The sequence below is a fragment of the Mesoaciditoga sp. genome, from assembly GCF_054006115.1.
In genome coordinates this window covers 1-17,418 of record NZ_JBPNHS010000002.1, presented here as the reverse complement: position 1 = coordinate 17,418, position 17,418 = coordinate 1, and the positions used below count along the sequence as shown (strand labels likewise).

The following is a 17,418-nucleotide window of genomic DNA, read 5'->3' as shown; positions in this document are numbered from 1 at the left end:
TCACTTTTTAAGTGATGCACTTACATGTTAAACCAAATAAATTATATCATTTTTCAATTCATTATCTCCACGAAAATCATCGGTTTTTTGCTTGCAAGATGTTAACACATCTTTCACTCTAAAAGTGTTGAGTTTTGGAGATTGTGATGATATAATTTAGCGAACATGTTTATTTTTGAATAGAGAAGACAACATTCAGGAGGTGTGTTTTACAGTGAAAAGAACTTATCAACCCAAAAGACTTAAAAGAGCGAGAACCCATGGATTCAGGGCGAGAATGAAGACAAAATCTGGAAGAAAGATATTGAACAACAGAAGAAGAAGCGGAAGGAAAAGAATAGCGGTGTGAATGAGGGATTAGGCCCCGAAAGACGTCTAAAGAAGAAAAAAGATTTCGAAAAGGTTTTTCAGGAAGGAAACGTGGTAAAAGGCGAGTGGTTCATCGCAAAGTACGTTGAGAATGACGAGAATTTCGCAAGAATTGGAATAGTGGTATCAAGAAAATTCGGAAAAGCTCACGTAAGAAATAAATTCAAAAGGTATGTAAGGGAAACATTTAGAAAGATGAAAAACGCCGAAAGTGTAGACGTTGTGATCTTTCCAAGAAGGGAATTGAAAAAAGAGTTTGAAAGAATAACATTTGAGGAATTTTCTAATGCTTTGAAAGAATTCTTGAAGAAAGAGGTATTTCGTAGCGAAAAAGTTGAATTGTGAGAAGTATTTCGTTTTTTGAGGGGAGTATGTGAAAATCGAAAAAATTCTTATAAAGGCAATACGTTTTTATCAGAAATACATTTCTCCGCTGAAACCGCCTACGTGTAGGTTTACTCCGACGTGCTCCACATACACAATAGAAGCCCTTCAACGTTTTGGACTGGCGAAGGGTCTTCTTTTGTCTACGTGGAGAGTATTGCGCTGCAATCCTTTTAACAAAGGTGGAGAAGATCCAGTTCCAATGGAATTCAAAATTAGGAGGAAAAGAATGTGACAAAAAAATATTTCATTGCAGTTGCTCTTCTGTTGTTTACAACGACTTTGATCGCTTTTGCAATTCCAAGTGTAAAGGTTTCTGTCTCTTCCACAAATTTGACGGTTAAAACCAAGATATACACCTACGTTTTGGACGTAAAGAATGGCCTTTTAAAAAAAGGATATCTCGCCTTTAAGAGAAATCAACTCTTTTGGGTGTACGGAGGCGACGGTTTTGATCTGTACGCTTCCGACACCAAGTTGACTCCTTACGCCTGGAACGTTAACGGAAAAAAGAAAAATTTTGAGACGACTTCAAACGTTTCGGTAAACTTCTTTTATCGATATAAAGGTCAAGAAATAAAGAAGACCATAACTTTCGTGAATGGTCCGAATTACGAAATAAAAGTGTCCGTTAGCGCTCCGAAGGGTTTAAAGATGAATTTGCATTTTCCAACTTTGATGCCAGAATTCAACAGAGTACGAGAAAACGGAGAGCTTTTCGCAACTTATTCTTCAGGGTACAAAAACATCATCATTTCGAAGGCGGAAAGCGGAAAATTCAAAAGTAATGGTGTTATCACTTTCACTTCTAACGTAAAGGCGATCGCGTATCTTGGGCCTGTAAAGAACTCTGAAATTTTCGCCCTTTTTCCACATGAGAAAAATGTAATTTTGGAACTTTTGAAAGAGTATCCAAAGTCAGAACCATGGTACGGATGGTTCATGTATCTCTTTGTAGACATACTGAATTGGATTTATTCCTGGAGTGGAAATTACGGCTGGGCAATAATAATTTTTGCCGTTTTTGTCAGGCTAGCCATTTATCCCCTTTCCCATGCCCAAATGAAATCGATGATTCAGATGAGAAAGATACAGCCCAAGGTAAAAGAAATCCAGAAAAAGTATAAAGACCCGAAAAAACAACAAGAAGAACTGATGAAGTTGTACAAATCAGAAGGAACGAATCCGGCAAGCGGTTGTTTGTTGTCCGTCGTTCAATTGCCAGTGCTCTTTTTACTTTACTACGCAATAATATATTCGAAGGAGGCTTTCGCTTACAATGGGCAATTCTTAATCTGGAGTGACCTATCGTTAGGTGGATTCCAGCCTAACGTTATCCTCGTGTTACTTATAGTTTTGCTCACAGCGTGGTCAACATTGTGGACAAGTACGAACGCCAAACAGGCGTGGCAGAGTATTGCGATGTTCAGCGTTATGGAATTTTTGTTTATAGGATTTCCCGTCGGGCTTTTTCTTTACTACGCCACATTTTCAGCCATGCAGCTTCTTACAACTTACATAGTCGCTAAAATGTACCACATTCAGGGTATTAGTATTAGAGAACTTTTTGGAATGAATCCAAAAAGAAAATACGGTAGGAGGTAAGTGAGGGGATGGAAAAAATATACAAGGGCAAAAGTGTTTCTGAATGTCTCGAAAGTGCCCTAAAAGATCTTGGAGTTTTTGAGGAGGAAGTAGATTACGAAGTATTGCAAGAACCGTCAAAAGGTTTTTTGGGAATTGGCGCTAAAGATGCCGAGATACGCGTAACTCTCAATGATAATTACAACATTCGATTGATAAAGAACTTCTTGACTACTTTGATGGAATTCTACGGCGTAGAGTACAAAATAGAAGTGAAAATCGTCCGAACGATGACGGTTTATTCCGTTAAGATCGAAAGTGTTGAAGCGCTTGCAGAGCTTATAGGAAAACACGGTCGTACGCTGAGTGCCGTAGAACACATGCTTTCAGTTTATTTGAACAAAAAGAACGATCACCACATATCGGTCTTCGTGGACATTAACGATTACAAAGAAAGAAAAGAGGAACTCATCAGAAGAATCGCTGAAAACGCTGTTTCAAAGATCAGAAGGGGAACGAGGAAGGTATCGCTTGAACCAATGGGCAGCCGTGAAAGGAAAATCGTTCATGAAGTTTTATCGCATTTTGACGATGTTCGCTCTTATTCCGTGGGAACTGAACCTTACCGATATGTTGTGATAGAAGCCGTAAAAAACGGTGTGCGAAGATAGGAGGCGCATGAGGGTGAAAAGAATAATCGAATCAGTACCGAATTTCAGTGAGGGAAGAAGAGAAGAAGTGGTTGTAAAGATCGTAAAAGAAGCCGAAGAAACAAACAACGTGTGGGTATTTGATTGGTCTATGGATAGAGATCACAACCGCTCTGTTGTCACCATAGTTGGAGAGCCGGAAGCCGTGGCAGAGGCCGCTTTTAAAATGGCAAAAAAAGCTGAAGAGCTTATAGATTTGCGTCACCACACAGGTGCTCATCCGCGAATGGGAGCCGTTGATGTGATCCCATTCATTCCCATAAAAAACGTCACAATGGAAGAGTGTGTTGAAATATCCAAAAAGGTCGGAAAACGCATTGGAGAAGAATTGAATATACCTGTGTATCTTTACGAAAAATCCGCTACTTCTCCAGAAAGGGAAAATCTTTCTAATATAAGAAAGGGGCAATTCGAAGGTTTTTTTGAAAAGATAAAGTCTCCTAAATGGGCGCCGGATTTCGGACCGTCTACCGTTCATCCAAGTGCCGGTGTCGTTGCGGTTGGCGCACGCGAGTACTTGATAGCGTTTAACGTTAACTTGAGAACTACCGATGTGGAGATAGCCAACAAAATAGCCAAAGCTGTGAGACATTCATCTGGAGGTTACAGATTTGTCAAAGCCATGGGAGTGGATTTAAAAGAAAAAGGTATGGTACAGGTGTCCATGAACATGACGAATTACAAAAAAACACCTCTTTTCAGGGTTTTTGAAACGATAAAGAGGGAGGCTCAACGTTACGGAGTTGAAGTGGCTGGGTCTGAAATTATTGGAATGGTTCCGATGGACACTCTGGTAAGAACGATGAATTTTTACCTTGGTATAGACGATTTCAGCTCTGAAAGAGTGATCGAAAATAGGCTCCTCGACGAACTTAGCAGATCTTAACATCTTTAACGTTAAGATCGCCACTCCCACTGGAAAAACGCCTTCGAGAAGTTTGAAGGTGTTTGAAGGTACAATATCAATTAAAGATGGTAACATAATTTCCGTAACAAAGGCCCTTCCCGCCAGATATGAAATGGACGGAAAGGGTATGTTTGCTTTACCGGGGTTTGTGGATGCTCACACTCATATTCCGTTTGTTGGGCAAAGATCGAAAGAGTTCATCCTGAGAGCTGAAGGAAAAAGCTATGAAGAGCTGTTAAAAAATGGGGGAGGAATATATTCAACCGTCAATCTCGTGAGAAAAGCGTCCATTGAAGATTTAGTGCAAAGCGCCCAAAAGCACGCACGGTGGTTATTAAAAGCGGGAGTAACCGCATTTGAATGCAAAAGTGGTTACGGGTTAAATGAAAAAGACGAGATCAAACAGCTCAAGGCGATAAAAGAGCTTTCTTCAAAAATTCCACAAAATGTGGTGGCCACTTTTTTGGGAGCCCACGCGGTTCCCCCACAGGGAGAAAAAGCGTATCTTCTTGAGTTAAAAGAAACACTGAAGTTCGTAAGGGAAGAAGAATTGGCAGAGTTTGTGGATGTTTTTTGCGACGAGGGGGCTTTTTCCGTTGAATTTTCATACGAACTCTTGCGATATTCTAAAGAGCTCGGCTTTAAAGTGAGAGCGCACGCGGAAGAATTGTCTGAAAATGGTTTTGCCGCTATGGCCTCACAGATTGGCGCCGTAAGTGTAGACCATCTCTTGAAGATAAAAGAGAATGAAATACCTGTATTAGCTGCCAACAAAACTATGGCGGTTTTAATGCCAGCCACCAGCTTTTTTCTTAAAACGGATTACGCACCGGCAAGAAAACTTTTAGATAATGGTGTTTATGTAGCTTTGGGATCTGATTTTAACCCGGGTTCGAATACGTTTTATTCTCCATTTTTCATAATACATCTTGCCGTAAATCATTTAAAGATGAGTGTGGAAGAAGCCATAAGCGCTTACACGTTGAATTCGGCTTACGTACTTGGAATGAGTGAAAAACTTGGCAGCATAGAAGTCGGAAAACAAGCCGATATCATTCTCTTGGATATTCCATCACTGGATTATATTCCATACTTGCCAACTGAAGAAAACTTGAAGATTGTGTTTAAAAATGGGAGAAAAGTCTTTGAAAATAAAGATAGTATTTCCTGGTAAAATAAAGAATTCTTTCGCAAAAGATGGCTTTAATGAATACGTGAAAAGATGCAATAGATTTCATAAAACGGAGATCGTTTCATTGCCCGCATCACGTTCAAAGATCAGAGAAAAGATCATTAAGGAAGAATCCGAAAGGCTGATAAAGCATCTTCAAAACGAAAAGTACATACTTTTAGATGTGAGTGGGCAAGAGAAGAATACTTTAGGTTTTTCCAAATTGGTGAAAGAACATTTGGATCGGGGAGACGATTTGATATTTGTGGTAGGAGGAGTTTTCGGTGTAAGCGACGAAGTGAAAAGGAAAGCCGAAATGACCATCTCCTTATCCCGTTTGACATTTACCCATTCTTTGTCTCTTGTGATCCTGGCTGAACAGTTGTACAGGGCAATGAAAATAGTGTACGGACAATCGTACAACCACTGAAGAATTCGAATGAAGATCAAAAGGAGGTCGTTTAAGAGTTGGATCCAGATCCTCTGAGTAACCCTACGATCGTTTGGGAATTGATTTCTTTGCTGATTTTTCTTGTGCTTTCCGCTTTCTTTTCTGCTTCAGAAACTGCCATGATGAGTGTTAGCAGAAAAAAATTGGTAGATGCCATGGACACCACATCACGTGATTTTGAAAAGAATTTGAAAATTTCTAACAGGTATCTAACCGTGATCCTGATAATGAACAACGTTGTGAACGTTTTCTTATCATCATTGGCAACTGTTTTAGCCATACAGTTGTTTCCTAAGGGAACTTCAGATTCGAAATTGGTTGCAGTTGTGACAGTCGTAGTGACCGTCTTGATAGTTGTTTTTGGAGAAATTACACCAAAATTGTACGCCAGAATGAACGCTCCAAAGTTTTTTGGGCACTCATTTCCCGTTATTAAGGTAATAGATTTCATACTACGTCCTTTGACATGGGTACTGACGGCATTTTCCGTTTTTCTTATAAGGGTATTTATAGGAAAGCCAAAGATAGAACCCTTTATCTCACAGGAAGAAATACTTTTCAACATAGATATGGGTAAGGATCAAGGAGTAATAGAAGAGCAGGAAAGTGTGCTTGTAAAAGGAGCTTTAACTTTAAAGGATACTTACGTTAGAGAAATCATGGTCCCAAGGGTTGAAATAGTTGGAATAATGGCAGAAAAAAGTTTACTTGACGCGGTTAAAGTATTTGATGAGTCGAAGTTTTCACGTTTGCCAGTCTATGAAAATAGCATTGACCAGATTGTAGGTATATGTTACGCAAAGGACATCTTATCTGTTTTGAATTCTCAAAGTGAAAAAAAGTTAGAAGAAATAAGGGTTAAAAAGATGATGAGAAATCCATACTTCGTGCCGGAGACAAAAAAGATAGATGACTTGCTTCAGGAAATGCGTCGTATGAAGATGCACATAGCGATCGTCGTGGACGAATACGGAGGAACAGCGGGAATTGTTACTTTGGAAGATGTTTTGGAAGAAATGACAGGTGAAATATTCGATGAATTCGACGTTGAAGGAGAAGAAGAAATGATAGTAAAAAAGGACAAATACACGTATTTGGTGAGTGGGTTAACGCCTTTAAACGATATAGAAAGGGAATTAGACATAGAATTTCCGGAAAGCGAATTTGAAACGATTGGTGGATATTTACTCAAAGTTTTTGAAAGGGTTCCAAAAGCCGGTGAAATTGTGGATACTGACGAATTCAGAGCAAAGGTTTTGGAATCTAACAAGAAACAGATACTCAAAGTCGAACTTCGATTGAAGAAAGGATCTGAGGACAATGAAAAGTGAAGAGTTGATCGAAATTGCAAAAAAAGCGAGGGAAAACGCCTACGCACCATATTCAAATTTCAAAGTTGGCGCGGCATTAGAGACAAAATCAGGAAAGATTTACACAGGAGCAAATGTGGAAAATTCATCTTTCGGACTGAGCATGTGTGCCGAAAGAATAGCCATATTTAAGGCCGTGAGCGAGGGAGAAAGGGAATTCAAAAGACTTGCAGTGATCGCGAACACCAAAGATGTTGTTTCTCCTTGCGGGGCTTGTAGACAGGTAATGGCCGAATTTGGAAATTTCGAAGTCGTACTTGCAAACACTTCTGGAAAGATTAAAATCACAGATGTGAGTTCGCTTTTGCCTGGGGCTTTTGATTTGAGAAGGGATACGAATTGAGGAAAAGCGTATTTTTCGTTGGAATTCTTCTATTCGTAATTACGGTATCCATGACGGCAAGGAATGTTCTTTTTGCGTACAAAGCTCCCAAAGGGGTTAAATCCGTTTGTGTCGTCGGTACTTTCAACGATTGGTCCCCAACTCTTGGAAAGATGAAAAATGTTTTTAAAAACGTGTGGATGACGCAAATCAACGTTCCTGACGGGGTTTACTTTTACGACTTTTTGGTGGACGGAAAACTTGTTCCAGATCCGGCAAACCCGAAAAGGAGACTGAACGGCCATGGAGGCTATTACTCCATTTTGACAGTTGGCACGTTTTCCCCTCCAAAAGGCGTTAGAGGGGATGGAATAATTCATAAGAATTACGTTATCTTCAACGATAGAAGTAGAGTTTACGTCAATCCAGCTTCTACAAAAACAATTTACTTTTCAATAGACACTTTAAAAAATGATGTGAAAGCGGTTTACTTCAAAGACAAAAATGATGAATTTAAAATGGAAAGGCGTAGTTTAGACGAGTACACAGATAGGTACGAGATTACATTTCACCCTAAAAGTTCAAAGTTTGAATACATTTTCGTGATGAAAGACGGAAATAAAGTTTTTTATTACGGTGCAAATGGCTTTTCTAACAATCCCGTGAGCTTTACATTCAACTTTTCAAATCCGAGTGTTGAAATTCTTAACGCTCCATATTGGGCAAAGGGCGCGGTCGTTTACGAAATCTTCGTGGATAGGTTTTTCAATGGCGATCGATCAAACGATCCGCCTTTTACGTCTTCTTGGGGTGATAAGCCAACTTACGACAACTTTTTTGGTGGAGACTTAAACGGAATCATAGATAAAGTTGGATATCTAAAAGATCTGGGAGTAAACGTTTTGTACACCACCCCCATATTCCAGTCCCCTTCAAATCATAAATACAATACCACCAACTACTTAAAAGTAGATCCGCACTTTGGCACTTTGCAAACATTTGAAAAATTGACTGAAAAGTTGCATTCCGAAGGTATAAAATGGATTTTGGATGGGGTTTTCAACCACACGGGAACAAATTTTTTTGCTTTTCAGGATATATTAAAAAACCAGAAAAAGTCCAAATACGTGAAGTGGTACTTTGTGAAGCACTTTCCCGTAAAGGTTGAAAGTGGAGATTACTTGACATTTCAAAACTACCCGTCCCTTCCAAAACTCAACACGGAAAATCCAGATGTTCAATCTTACCTGAAAAGAGTGGTGGACTTCTGGATGAAAAAAGGAGTTAATGGCTGGAGAATAGATTCGGCGAATGTGATCTCGAATGATTTTCTTGTTAAGCTCTATCATTGGATACACGAAAAAAACGCTTCTTCTCTGGACGTTGGTGAAATATGGTCTAACGCTTCCAATTGGTTCTATGAAGGAGCGTTTAATTCGACTATGAATTACCTTTTTAAAGATGCCGCCTACGCGTACGTAGTTTATGGCGCATCGGCGCAATCATTTTTGAAGGAAACAAGCGATTACCTTAACACTTATCCGCCACAGCTCTGGAATTCGCTGTGGAATTTGATAGACAGCCATGACACGCCGAGGGCACTCACAATTCTAAACGGAAACGTGGAAAAGATGAAATTGTTGGTTGGCTTACAGATGACCTTTATAGGCGCGCCTATGATTTATTACGGGGATGAGGTGGGTCTTACCGGCGGGAAAGATCCAATGAACAGAAAGTGTATGATATGGAATAAAAGACAATGGAATATGGAAATCTACCACTGGTACAAGAAATTGATATCAATACGTCAACATTCTAATGCCATAAAGTATGGAAAGTACAAACCTTTGCTCGCAAAAGGTGGACTTTTCTCCTTTGAAAGGTACACGGATCGGGAGCAGGTGTACGTTTTCTTGAACGCTTCCGAACAAACACAAACGTTAAAGATGAAAATGGTCGGCACTTTTTTAGATTTGATAAGTGGAATCTTGGTAAAAAGTGATAATGGGGCTCTTACCCTGTCCGTTAAACCATACCAGATCGTGATACTTGAAAAACGCTGAGGAGGAAAAACCATGAAAAAGTCTATTAAGGTTTTGTTTTTCTTGCTTTTAGTGGTAAGCGCAACGTCAATAATGGGAGAAACGTTGGTTGTCTATTCAAATTTTGCTCTCATAAGTTCGAATAAGGTTCAAAGGAGAGATGGTTTTTTGATAATTCCAACCACCAACTTCACAATTCAGAATTCTTTGAGCACATCTCTTCCGATAAAATCGTACCGTTATCATAAGGGTGAAGCGTGCAGCTTACAGACGTTTTTAAACGCTTACGTTGGTAAATTGGTGGAATTCAAATTTCAAGACGGTTCTGTAAAAACACTTAAATTGCTTTCCGCAAGACCACAAATTTTACAAAACCCTCACACCGGAAACGTGTATTTTTCTCCAGTGGGAGAGTACATATTTCCATCCCCGATTTTAACAGATGAGAAAAATTACTTTGTGGTTTCCACGAATGCGACGCAACTTTCTTACAATTACATAAGTACGAACATAGGATGGAATGCCTTTTACACGCTAAGTATGAATTCTTCCACATTAGATGCCAAACTTCTTTTATGGAACGAAACTGACACGGAGTTTAAAAATTTCCATCTTTTTTTCGTAGCCGGAAAACAATTCGAAGAGTTCCGAAAAAGTGGAATATACCCTAAATCTTTGGCAATAAGAAGTCCACAAACTCTTGAGAATTCCTCTTTTAATTCTTACGAAGGTTACAAAGTTTACAATTTTGGAACTGTAAAAACACTCGATGCCAATTCGAAGGTCTACCTTTCACTCTTTTCAAAAAAAGTGAACGTTGAAAAGATAAATGTGGCCTACAATCCTTCGCAAAATTTCACAAAGGTTTCGCAGGCGGTAAGAATTAAACACGAATTTGACCTTCCAGCTGGCACCATTAGCATTTACGATGAAAAGGATGGGATTTCGTATTACCTTGGGCAAGCCAAAGTCCAGGATAGTCCCGCCTCTTCCGTTTTAGAAATTCCTTACGGGGAAAATTTCAACGTTGAAGTGAAAAATGTGAAAGTCCGTCATTCTATTGTGTCGAAGGAAAGCTTTGTAGATTATTACAAATTTTACGTGGTGAACCATTCAAACAAAGAAGAAAGCGTTTGGATTTACGAATACGTTCCCCAATCTTCAGAAGTCATGAGTAAAACTTTGAACATTCAAAGGATATCGGCAAATGAAATACGTTTTTATGTAAAAGCAAGGGCCAATTCGGAGGAGAACTTTGATTACGAAGTACGAGCGAGTTATTGAACGCCTTAGAGAGTACAGAAAATACATGGTGAGCCGTCAACGGGCGGCTCACATTCAACGTATGGAAGAGGATGCCGTGAAGCTGTCTGAAATTCACAACCTGGATCTTGAAAAGATTTTAGTGGCGGTATGCGCTCACGATCTTTTCAGAGACGTGAAGGGTGAAAAACTTTTAAAAGTTGCGAAAATATGGAAGATAAACGTAACTCAAGAAGAAAGATCATTTCCACTTTTACTTCACGGCAAGGTGGCATCGGAATTTTTGAAGAGGCGTTTTGATGTTAAAGATCAAGAAATATTGGACGCCGTTGCCTTTCATACCTCTGGAATGGCGACCAACTCCAGGATCGTCAAAGCCCTTGTCGTGTTGGATACCCTTGAACATGGTAGAAATTTTCCTGGTGTGGACACGCTGAGAGAATGCGCAAAACGCTCGTTAGATGATGGCTATAAGGGAGTGATAAAAAACAAAATAAAGTACGCGTTAGATAACGACTTTGTAGTTCTGGTAAAAAGCGTGGAAACTTGGAATTACATGAAGGGTGTTTTTGAGGATGAAATACGTTAAGTTTGGAGTCGCTTTTGCCTCGATAGCTCTGGCATTTCTAACTTTTTCAACAACCCTTTACCCTTTTTTTGAAATTGGTTTTCTTAACCTTTCTGAACAATACCCAAATTCAAAGGCTTACATCTTCAGCGTTATGACAGACGAGAGCGGGATACCTTTAAGCTTTTACATTGTAGGAATGGATTTCACTTCAAAAAATGTGATAATATTTCAAACTCCTCCGACTCTATCTGTAAAAGGCAAAAAACTCAACATTGTTTATGAAAAAGAAGGAATAAACGCTGCAATGAAAAGCATTGAAAATGTGATAAAGATAAAATTTACCGCTTTTTTCATTTTCACACCTTCAAAAGCTGAGAAATTCATAAACTTACTTGCGCGCAAAAGTCTGAGAACGCAAGGAAGAAAAATCAAGAGATACTCCGAGTTTGAAGGAAATTATAAAATCGATAGAGTACTTTCGTTGATATCCACAGAAGGCTCTCTGAATATGCTGGAACTGTACCCGACTTTTTCAGCGACTTTTAAGAGTTCCTTGAACATTTCAAAATTCCTGGCGCTTGTCAACTTCTTGAAAAAAGAGCCGGAGGTGCATATTGAAAATTATCCTTTTATCAACTCAAATGGCACTTTGAAAACCGATGACACAAAGCTTAAAGATATTTCCATAGAACTGCAGAACTGCTCGCCATTTTTTAAGCCCACTTCCCTACGTTTTACCGTTGTTAACAATTCATCGATGGCAAAAAAAGCTTTTTCGTACACCACATGGAATAAATGGTCTAAAAGCGGGCTTAACGTTCGTATAATTCCAGTGCCGCTTTTGTACTCTTTGAGAAATGAGAATTTGATTTTCGAACTCAAAAGTGGTGATTACAAAGAAGATGCGGTTAATAAAATAATTGACAGAGTGTATCCTCACAAAAAGTTCAAATTTGTCAAATTGGACAATTTCAGAAATTTGGAATTTTATTACGAAATGGAAGAGTTCGCCGCTTTAAATGGTTATTACAATCTCGGAAATTGCGATTTTATAATTTTGGTGGGAGATTGAAAACAAAAACGATTTGACTCATATTGTGCGTGAACATTACAAAGAATGATTTTTTAAAGAGCTTTTTTATCATTGATGCAGAGATTGGGAATTTAAGTTTTTTTAAAATCGGTCGAATATAGTGGCGGAGGGAGAGTATGATTGAAGTTGTTGTGAATGGAAAAGAATCGAGAAAGTACGCTGGAAAAGTAAAACTGGAAGAAATTATCGGAGAGATTTACCCAGAAGGTAAGATCCTGGAATCCGTTTCGATCAACGGGAGGAAAATTCCTTTGTCTGATCTGGAAAGCGCCATTGTTAAAGATGGAGAAAATGTTAGCATAAGATTTATTTCTTTGGATGAGGGGATCAAGAACATAGCAAAAAGCGCGTTGGAATTCATAGAATGGATAAAATCCCAAAATTTAGACGATGATCACATATTCGAAACCCTTTCAAAGATTTCGAGTGGCTTTGAGGTTATGGAAAATGCAATATTTTCAATTCAATCAGCTGGAAAAAAGATCGAAAGTGAAGAAGAATCTCGAAATATACTTGAAATGTTTGAAGAGATAAATTCTTTTACCGCTTTGGAAAACAAAGAAGAGATACGCAAGAGGGTAAATAAAATAACCGAAGCTTACAAAGAGATCTTTTCAAGAATTCTCGAAGGAGGAAAGTCAGATGGATGAGTACACGCAAAACGCGATATTAACGGCTACACCGGAAAAACTGGTGGAGATGTTGTATGAGAAAGTCATTGATTTGATAGAAAAGGCAATTTCCAACATTGAAAAAGCCGAAGTGAGAAATAATTCTATCGTTAAAGCCGAAGATATAATTCTCTATCTGAATTCGATTTTGGACATGGAAAAAGGTGGGGAAATTTCTAAAAATCTGCGTGCGTTGTACGATTTCATTTATAGAGAACTTATAGATGGGAATGTAAACGCCGACGTTGAAAAGCTCAAAACTTCCAAAGAATTGGTTGAAGAGCTTTTAGAAACGTGGAAAGAAGTGGAAAAGAAATCGAAAGTGCGCCCTGCGGTGATGCAAAGTGGAGGATTTAACGCGTCGGCTTAGTCGGCTTAATCGAGTGAATTCAAAGTTAGAAAAAATTTTTTAACCCGCCATATGGGCGGGTTTTTATTTAGGATAATTTCCCATCAAGATGGAAGAATTATACGAGGAGGTAAACGATGTCGAAAAAACGCGGAAAAATGATCTTCGTATCCTTTTTGGTGTTCTTACTTATAAGTATATTCATACTTTTGATAGGTTATTTGTACTTTGAAACGAATAGATTGAGCTTGTACGGCATAAAACCCTTCTCGGATATCAAAAGTTACACGGCGTCTTTAATGAAAAAAATCCCAGTCCTCAGCAGCAAGGTTGAATACAAACCGTTAAAGGTGGTGCCATATCAGGAATTATTTGAAAAAAGGCTCGATGCGTTTCAAAAGCTCCTTGATTCACAGGCGGCCTCGCTCGCAAACGAAAGAAAAAAACTTGAGTCTTTAAGAGAAGAATTGCAAAAGATGGAAGCAAGCTTGCAAGCGTCTCAAACCAGATTGAACTCTGAAATGAAGGAGTTCAACGAAAAGATTAAAAAGGAGCAAAGTTATGAATACAGACTATCCACTTTGAATCAATGGATAACTAACACAGATCCTACCAAAATAGGAAAAATATTGGCAAACTCCAAAATACCGATAAATGTTTTAGTGGATGCCCTTATGCGCCTGCCACCAAAAACGGCGGGCAGCATACTGCAATCCATAGCGCAAAGCGATCCGAAACTCGCGGCGTCCATCATATACGCTTTGGCGGAAGGTGGTAAAAAGTGAAGAGTCGAATTGTGTCTTTGCTTTCCTTACACGGTGGCAAAGATGTGAAAAGAGTCGATGCCAAGAAGAAAGGTCAAAAGCCATTCGTCACTTTTTTAAAGAAGAACGAAGCAAAAGATGTGAGCAAAGCAAAGGTTAAGCTCAATAAAAGAACAGATAAAGTTGAAAAAAAGGGAAAAAAGAAAAAATCTTCCAAAGTGAACACACAATTGGAAGACGATGTTGCGTTGTTGCTTGAACAAAGCAAAAGTTCTAAAAATAAAGTAAAAAAATCGGGCAATGAACATTCTAAAAATGTAAAAACGGATGTAGCTAAAAAGAAAGATGAAACAAAGGAAGCCGTTTGGAAAAACGCGAAAGCGTTGACCCTTTTTTCGCGTTTAGATGAAAAAGATAGGCCCAAAGAAAATAAAATTGATGATTCAAAAAGTAATCTTTTCAAAACAGACGAAAAGAAAAATATAAAAGAAGCAAATTCGAAAGTTTCTCATAAGGAAAAAACTTCTACAAGCGAAAAGAATTTCGATGCCTATAGAGGAAAAGATGTAAAAGTTGAAGAAAAGAAAACATCAAACGATCTACACGCTCTTTTTACCATTAGAAAAAAGAATGACAATGACAAAATTGCGGGAAAAGGAAAGTCAAACGCTGTTAAAAGCGTAAATATCGCTAAAAACAACATAAAAAATAACATTACCCTTCAAAAAAGTGAAAATTTTCGAATTCATGCTGATAAAAATTTGGAAGATCAGACAAATAACGTAGAAGAAAAAGAAAAAAGCGAAAAGAATTCTGATCAAAAAAGAGTTTCTTCAAATGAGATGGCGAAAAATATCTTCGTCAACTCGAAAGATGAAAGAAAAGATGAAAAAAAGAACGAGGCTGTAAAGCGTCTTAATTCCACTTCTTCATTGAAAGGCACAACAATAAAAGAAGATGAAAAGCTTAAAAGTATCAAGAGCGGTAATTCTAACCAATTTCAAAAAAATTCTCAGTTCCAAGAAAAAAGAGATGATTTTGAAAATGTGGTTGTAAAAATCACAAAGGGCTCACAAGAAAATGGGCATATGAAAGTTAATTTCAGCAAAGTTCACCTTCGTGAAAAAATAGAATACGTCAAAAAACACGATGTCTCAAAGGATTACGGATCTCTTCCACAGCTTAACAGGGAAAAGGGAATTAGTCAAGTTGTAAAAAGTGATGTCACGAGTAAAACGCCTCAAATGCCTAAGAGCATTTCCACACAAGTTGTGACGGCCATTTCAAAAGCTCTCGAAAATCAAAGGCCACCTTTGAAGATTCAGATCCAGTTAAATCCTCCACAACTTGGAAAAGTCATCATTGAAGTTACGGAGAAAGCCGGAAAGACATCGCTGTTGCTGAGCGTGGAGAATGATAAAACGCGTGAGCTCATGAAAATGGCTTTACCTATAATGACAAATCAGCTTTCAAATCTGAATTTCAACGTTACCAACGTTCAAATAAATGGCCAGCAGTGGTTTGACAGTGGTCAAAGCCATCAAGAACAAAAGCGAGAACAAAATGAACGAAAGAAAGAGGAAAGAGGAAATAATTTCAATGAAGAATACAAAGAATTCAGGAAAGAGGAGGTGTGAAGGTGTTCGGAGGAGTGAATAACATAAATCCCAATTTAAGTGTTGGCACTTTGAAAAATTCAAAGCAGCTGGGAAAAGACGCCTTTTTAAAATTGCTCGTTACACAAATGGAAAATCAAAATCCCTTAAAACCTATGGACAACACCCAATTCGTTTCGCAAATGGCACAATTCAGCGCTTTGGAGCAAACGACGAATCTGGCAAACGCCTTTGATAAGTTTGAAAACAATTTTTCCTCGTCAATGCAGCTTCAAGCGGCTTCGTTGATAGGAGAAAAGGCGAGCGTTCTTTCAAACGAAGTGGACGTTATAGGAGGAAAAGGTGGAACGATAGGTTTTTCATTGCCAAAGGAAGCTCTTACGTACGTGAAGATATACGATTCATCTGGCAAAGTGATAGATACGGAAAAGCTCGGTTGGCTTCAGGCAGGCCATCACCTTTACAAATGGTCGGCAACCAATTCCAACGGCGTGAAGGTACCAGATGGAACGTACACCTTTCAGATTGAAGCAATAGAAAAAGATGGAACCCACCTTCAGATAAGCGGCTCAAAGGGTGGAACGATAAGCGCGGTGAAATTTGAAGATGGACAAATATACGTTACCATAAACGGCGTTGACTATTCTTTGTCAAAGATAACACAGCTCTCTAAGGGGTGATTATATGCTTAGATCTCTGTACAGCGGAATAACCGGCTTACAAGCCTCACAAACGGATATGGACGTTATAGGAAACAACATTTCCAATTTGAACACGGTTGGTTACAAAGCCTCAAGGGTTACCTTCGAAACGGCGCTTTTACAAGCTTTAAGAGCCGCAAGGGCCCCTCAGGGAAACCTCGGAGGTGTCAACCCAATGGAAGTTGGATTGGGAACGCAGATAGCTTCCATAGATCAAATCATGACTCAGGGAAGCTTCCAAAACACAGGAAAGAAAACTGATTTGGCCATTCAAGGCGATGGATTCTTCGTCGTCAACAGTGGAAATGGCGATTTTTACACCAGAGCTGGTAACTTCGCTTTGGACGAGGATGGCACGCTTGTTCAAGCTGGAACTGGCTACAAGATAATGGGTTGGGAGGCCTCAATAGATTCACAGGGTCATCGGCACGTCGATACGAACAACCCAATCGGTGAGATAAAGATCGCGGCCAATCAAACGATGGCCGCCAAAAAAACCGAAAACATAAAAACGGCGGGAAACCTGGACTCCACCACGGGAGTCTCTCCTGTAGTTATAACCGTTACAGATGATCAGGGTAAAAGTTATACGGTACAATTCACTTTTAAATTAGATACGAATAATTTTGATCCATTTTCCAACACTAAAACTTACGATTGGACCGCCAAAGTCGTGAAGGCACCTTCTGGAGATAATATTCAAAATGCTTCTATAAGTGGCACTATAACTCTTGACCAATATGGTAACGTTGTATCGACTGGCGGAACTTCGCCGACTGATATATACATAACAAGTGGTTCGAGTATAAGCTTGACAACTAATTCATCTTCAACAAACATAATAAGTGGAACAGCCATTACTTTACCCACATCCGGTCCGATCACGTTCTCTGAAGCTGACAACACCGCAAACGCTGTAACCGCCAACTACGAAAATCCTGTTTACACGACGTCAACCCAAATTTACGATTCGCTGGGAAGAGCGTACACTTTGTACATAGATTTCACGAATTTGGGAACCGTGAGTGGTTCTTCAACAAGTACTGCGTGGGCTTGGGATGCGCGTCTGGCAGACGGAAC

At 39.0% G+C, this 17,418-nt stretch carries 20 protein-coding genes; all 20 read left to right on the top strand.

All coding sequences use genetic code 11. The annotated features are described in order from the left end of the window. Positions 1 to 214: 214 nt before the first annotated feature. Entirely contained in the window at positions 215 to 349 is a 135-nt protein-coding gene (gene rpmH / locus ACXJIN_RS00300) for a 50S ribosomal protein L34 (protein WP_456398499.1), read from the top strand. Beyond that, a complete protein-coding gene (gene rnpA / locus ACXJIN_RS00295; RefSeq protein ID WP_456398497.1) occupies positions 346 to 714 on the top strand; it encodes a ribonuclease P protein component in 369 nt (122 codons plus the stop codon). Before rpmH ends, rnpA begins: the two co-directional genes overlap by 4 nt. Before the next feature lie 34 nt (positions 715 to 748). Further along, positions 749 to 988, top strand: a complete 240-nt coding sequence (yidD, locus tag ACXJIN_RS00290; protein WP_456398536.1) for a membrane protein insertion efficiency factor YidD — start codon at positions 749 to 751, stop codon at positions 986 to 988. Beyond that, entirely contained in the window at positions 985 to 2,358 is a 1,374-nt protein-coding gene (yidC, locus tag ACXJIN_RS00285; protein WP_456398495.1) for a membrane protein insertase YidC, read from the top strand. The genes yidD and yidC overlap by 4 nt, the downstream gene beginning before the upstream one ends. Positions 2,359 to 2,366: 8 nt before the next feature. Next, positions 2,367 to 3,008: an RNA-binding cell elongation regulator Jag/EloR gene (jag, locus tag ACXJIN_RS00280; protein ID WP_456398494.1), complete on the top strand. Its 642-nt coding sequence runs from the start codon at positions 2,367 to 2,369 to the stop codon at positions 3,006 to 3,008. Positions 3,009 to 3,015: 7 nt separating this feature from the next. Beyond that, complete coding sequence (gene ftcD / locus ACXJIN_RS00275; RefSeq protein ID WP_456398492.1) at positions 3,016 to 3,933, top strand: glutamate formimidoyltransferase; 918 nt, start codon at positions 3,016 to 3,018, stop codon at positions 3,931 to 3,933. Positions 3,934 to 3,991: 58 nt separating this feature from the next. Then, positions 3,992 to 5,128 carry an imidazolonepropionase gene (gene hutI, locus ACXJIN_RS00270; protein WP_456398491.1) on the top strand — a complete coding sequence of 379 codons (1,137 nt, stop codon included), beginning with the start codon at positions 3,992 to 3,994 and terminating at the stop codon, positions 5,126 to 5,128. Further along, positions 5,100 to 5,555 carry a 23S rRNA (pseudouridine(1915)-N(3))-methyltransferase RlmH gene (locus tag ACXJIN_RS00265; RefSeq protein ID WP_456398490.1) on the top strand — a complete coding sequence of 152 codons (456 nt, stop codon included), beginning with the start codon at positions 5,100 to 5,102 and terminating at the stop codon, positions 5,553 to 5,555. Before hutI ends, ACXJIN_RS00265 begins: the two co-directional genes overlap by 29 nt. Positions 5,556 to 5,593: 38 nt before the next feature. Continuing rightward, the gene (locus ACXJIN_RS00260) at positions 5,594 to 6,907 is read left to right on the top strand and encodes a hemolysin family protein (protein WP_456398488.1); all 1,314 of its coding nucleotides are present in this window, start codon (positions 5,594 to 5,596) and stop codon (positions 6,905 to 6,907) included. Beyond that, positions 6,897 to 7,289: a cytidine deaminase gene (gene cdd / locus ACXJIN_RS00255; RefSeq protein WP_456398487.1), complete on the top strand. Its 393-nt coding sequence runs from the start codon at positions 6,897 to 6,899 to the stop codon at positions 7,287 to 7,289. The genes ACXJIN_RS00260 and cdd overlap by 11 nt, the downstream gene beginning before the upstream one ends. Continuing rightward, a complete protein-coding gene (locus tag ACXJIN_RS00250) occupies positions 7,286 to 9,331 on the top strand; it encodes an alpha amylase N-terminal ig-like domain-containing protein (protein WP_456398485.1) in 2,046 nt (681 codons plus the stop codon). Before cdd ends, ACXJIN_RS00250 begins: the two co-directional genes overlap by 4 nt. A 12-nt stretch (positions 9,332 to 9,343) precedes the next feature. Beyond that, on the top strand, positions 9,344 to 10,594 hold the full coding sequence (locus tag ACXJIN_RS00245; RefSeq protein ID WP_456398483.1) for a hypothetical protein: 1,251 nt from the start codon (positions 9,344 to 9,346) through the stop codon (positions 10,592 to 10,594). Further along, complete coding sequence (gene yqeK / locus ACXJIN_RS00240) at positions 10,566 to 11,162, top strand: bis(5'-nucleosyl)-tetraphosphatase (symmetrical) YqeK (protein WP_456398481.1); 597 nt, start codon at positions 10,566 to 10,568, stop codon at positions 11,160 to 11,162. The genes ACXJIN_RS00245 and yqeK overlap by 29 nt, the downstream gene beginning before the upstream one ends. Continuing rightward, positions 11,149 to 12,216 carry a hypothetical protein gene (locus tag ACXJIN_RS00235; RefSeq protein WP_456398479.1) on the top strand — a complete coding sequence of 356 codons (1,068 nt, stop codon included), beginning with the start codon at positions 11,149 to 11,151 and terminating at the stop codon, positions 12,214 to 12,216. Before yqeK ends, ACXJIN_RS00235 begins: the two co-directional genes overlap by 14 nt. Before the next feature lie 137 nt (positions 12,217 to 12,353). Then, a complete protein-coding gene (locus ACXJIN_RS00230) occupies positions 12,354 to 12,887 on the top strand; it encodes a hypothetical protein (RefSeq protein WP_456398477.1) in 534 nt (177 codons plus the stop codon). Next, positions 12,880 to 13,278, top strand: coding sequence for a flagellar export chaperone FliS (gene fliS, locus ACXJIN_RS00225; protein ID WP_456398476.1), 399 nt, complete (start codon positions 12,880 to 12,882; stop codon positions 13,276 to 13,278). The genes ACXJIN_RS00230 and fliS overlap by 8 nt, the downstream gene beginning before the upstream one ends. 116 nt (positions 13,279 to 13,394) lie before the next feature. Then, entirely contained in the window at positions 13,395 to 14,042 is a 648-nt protein-coding gene (locus ACXJIN_RS00220; protein WP_456398474.1) for a hypothetical protein, read from the top strand. Further along, positions 14,039 to 15,658, top strand: a complete 1,620-nt coding sequence (locus ACXJIN_RS00215) for a flagellar hook-length control protein FliK (protein WP_456398473.1) — start codon at positions 14,039 to 14,041, stop codon at positions 15,656 to 15,658. The genes ACXJIN_RS00220 and ACXJIN_RS00215 overlap by 4 nt, the downstream gene beginning before the upstream one ends. A gap of 2 nt (positions 15,659 to 15,660) precedes the next feature. Beyond that, entirely contained in the window at positions 15,661 to 16,317 is a 657-nt protein-coding gene (locus tag ACXJIN_RS00210; protein ID WP_456398472.1) for a flagellar hook assembly protein FlgD, read from the top strand. Positions 16,318 to 16,321: 4 nt separating this feature from the next. Then, positions 16,322 to 17,418 (top strand): flagellar hook-basal body complex protein (locus ACXJIN_RS00205; protein WP_456398471.1); only part of this gene is annotated, 1,097 nt, incomplete at its 3' end.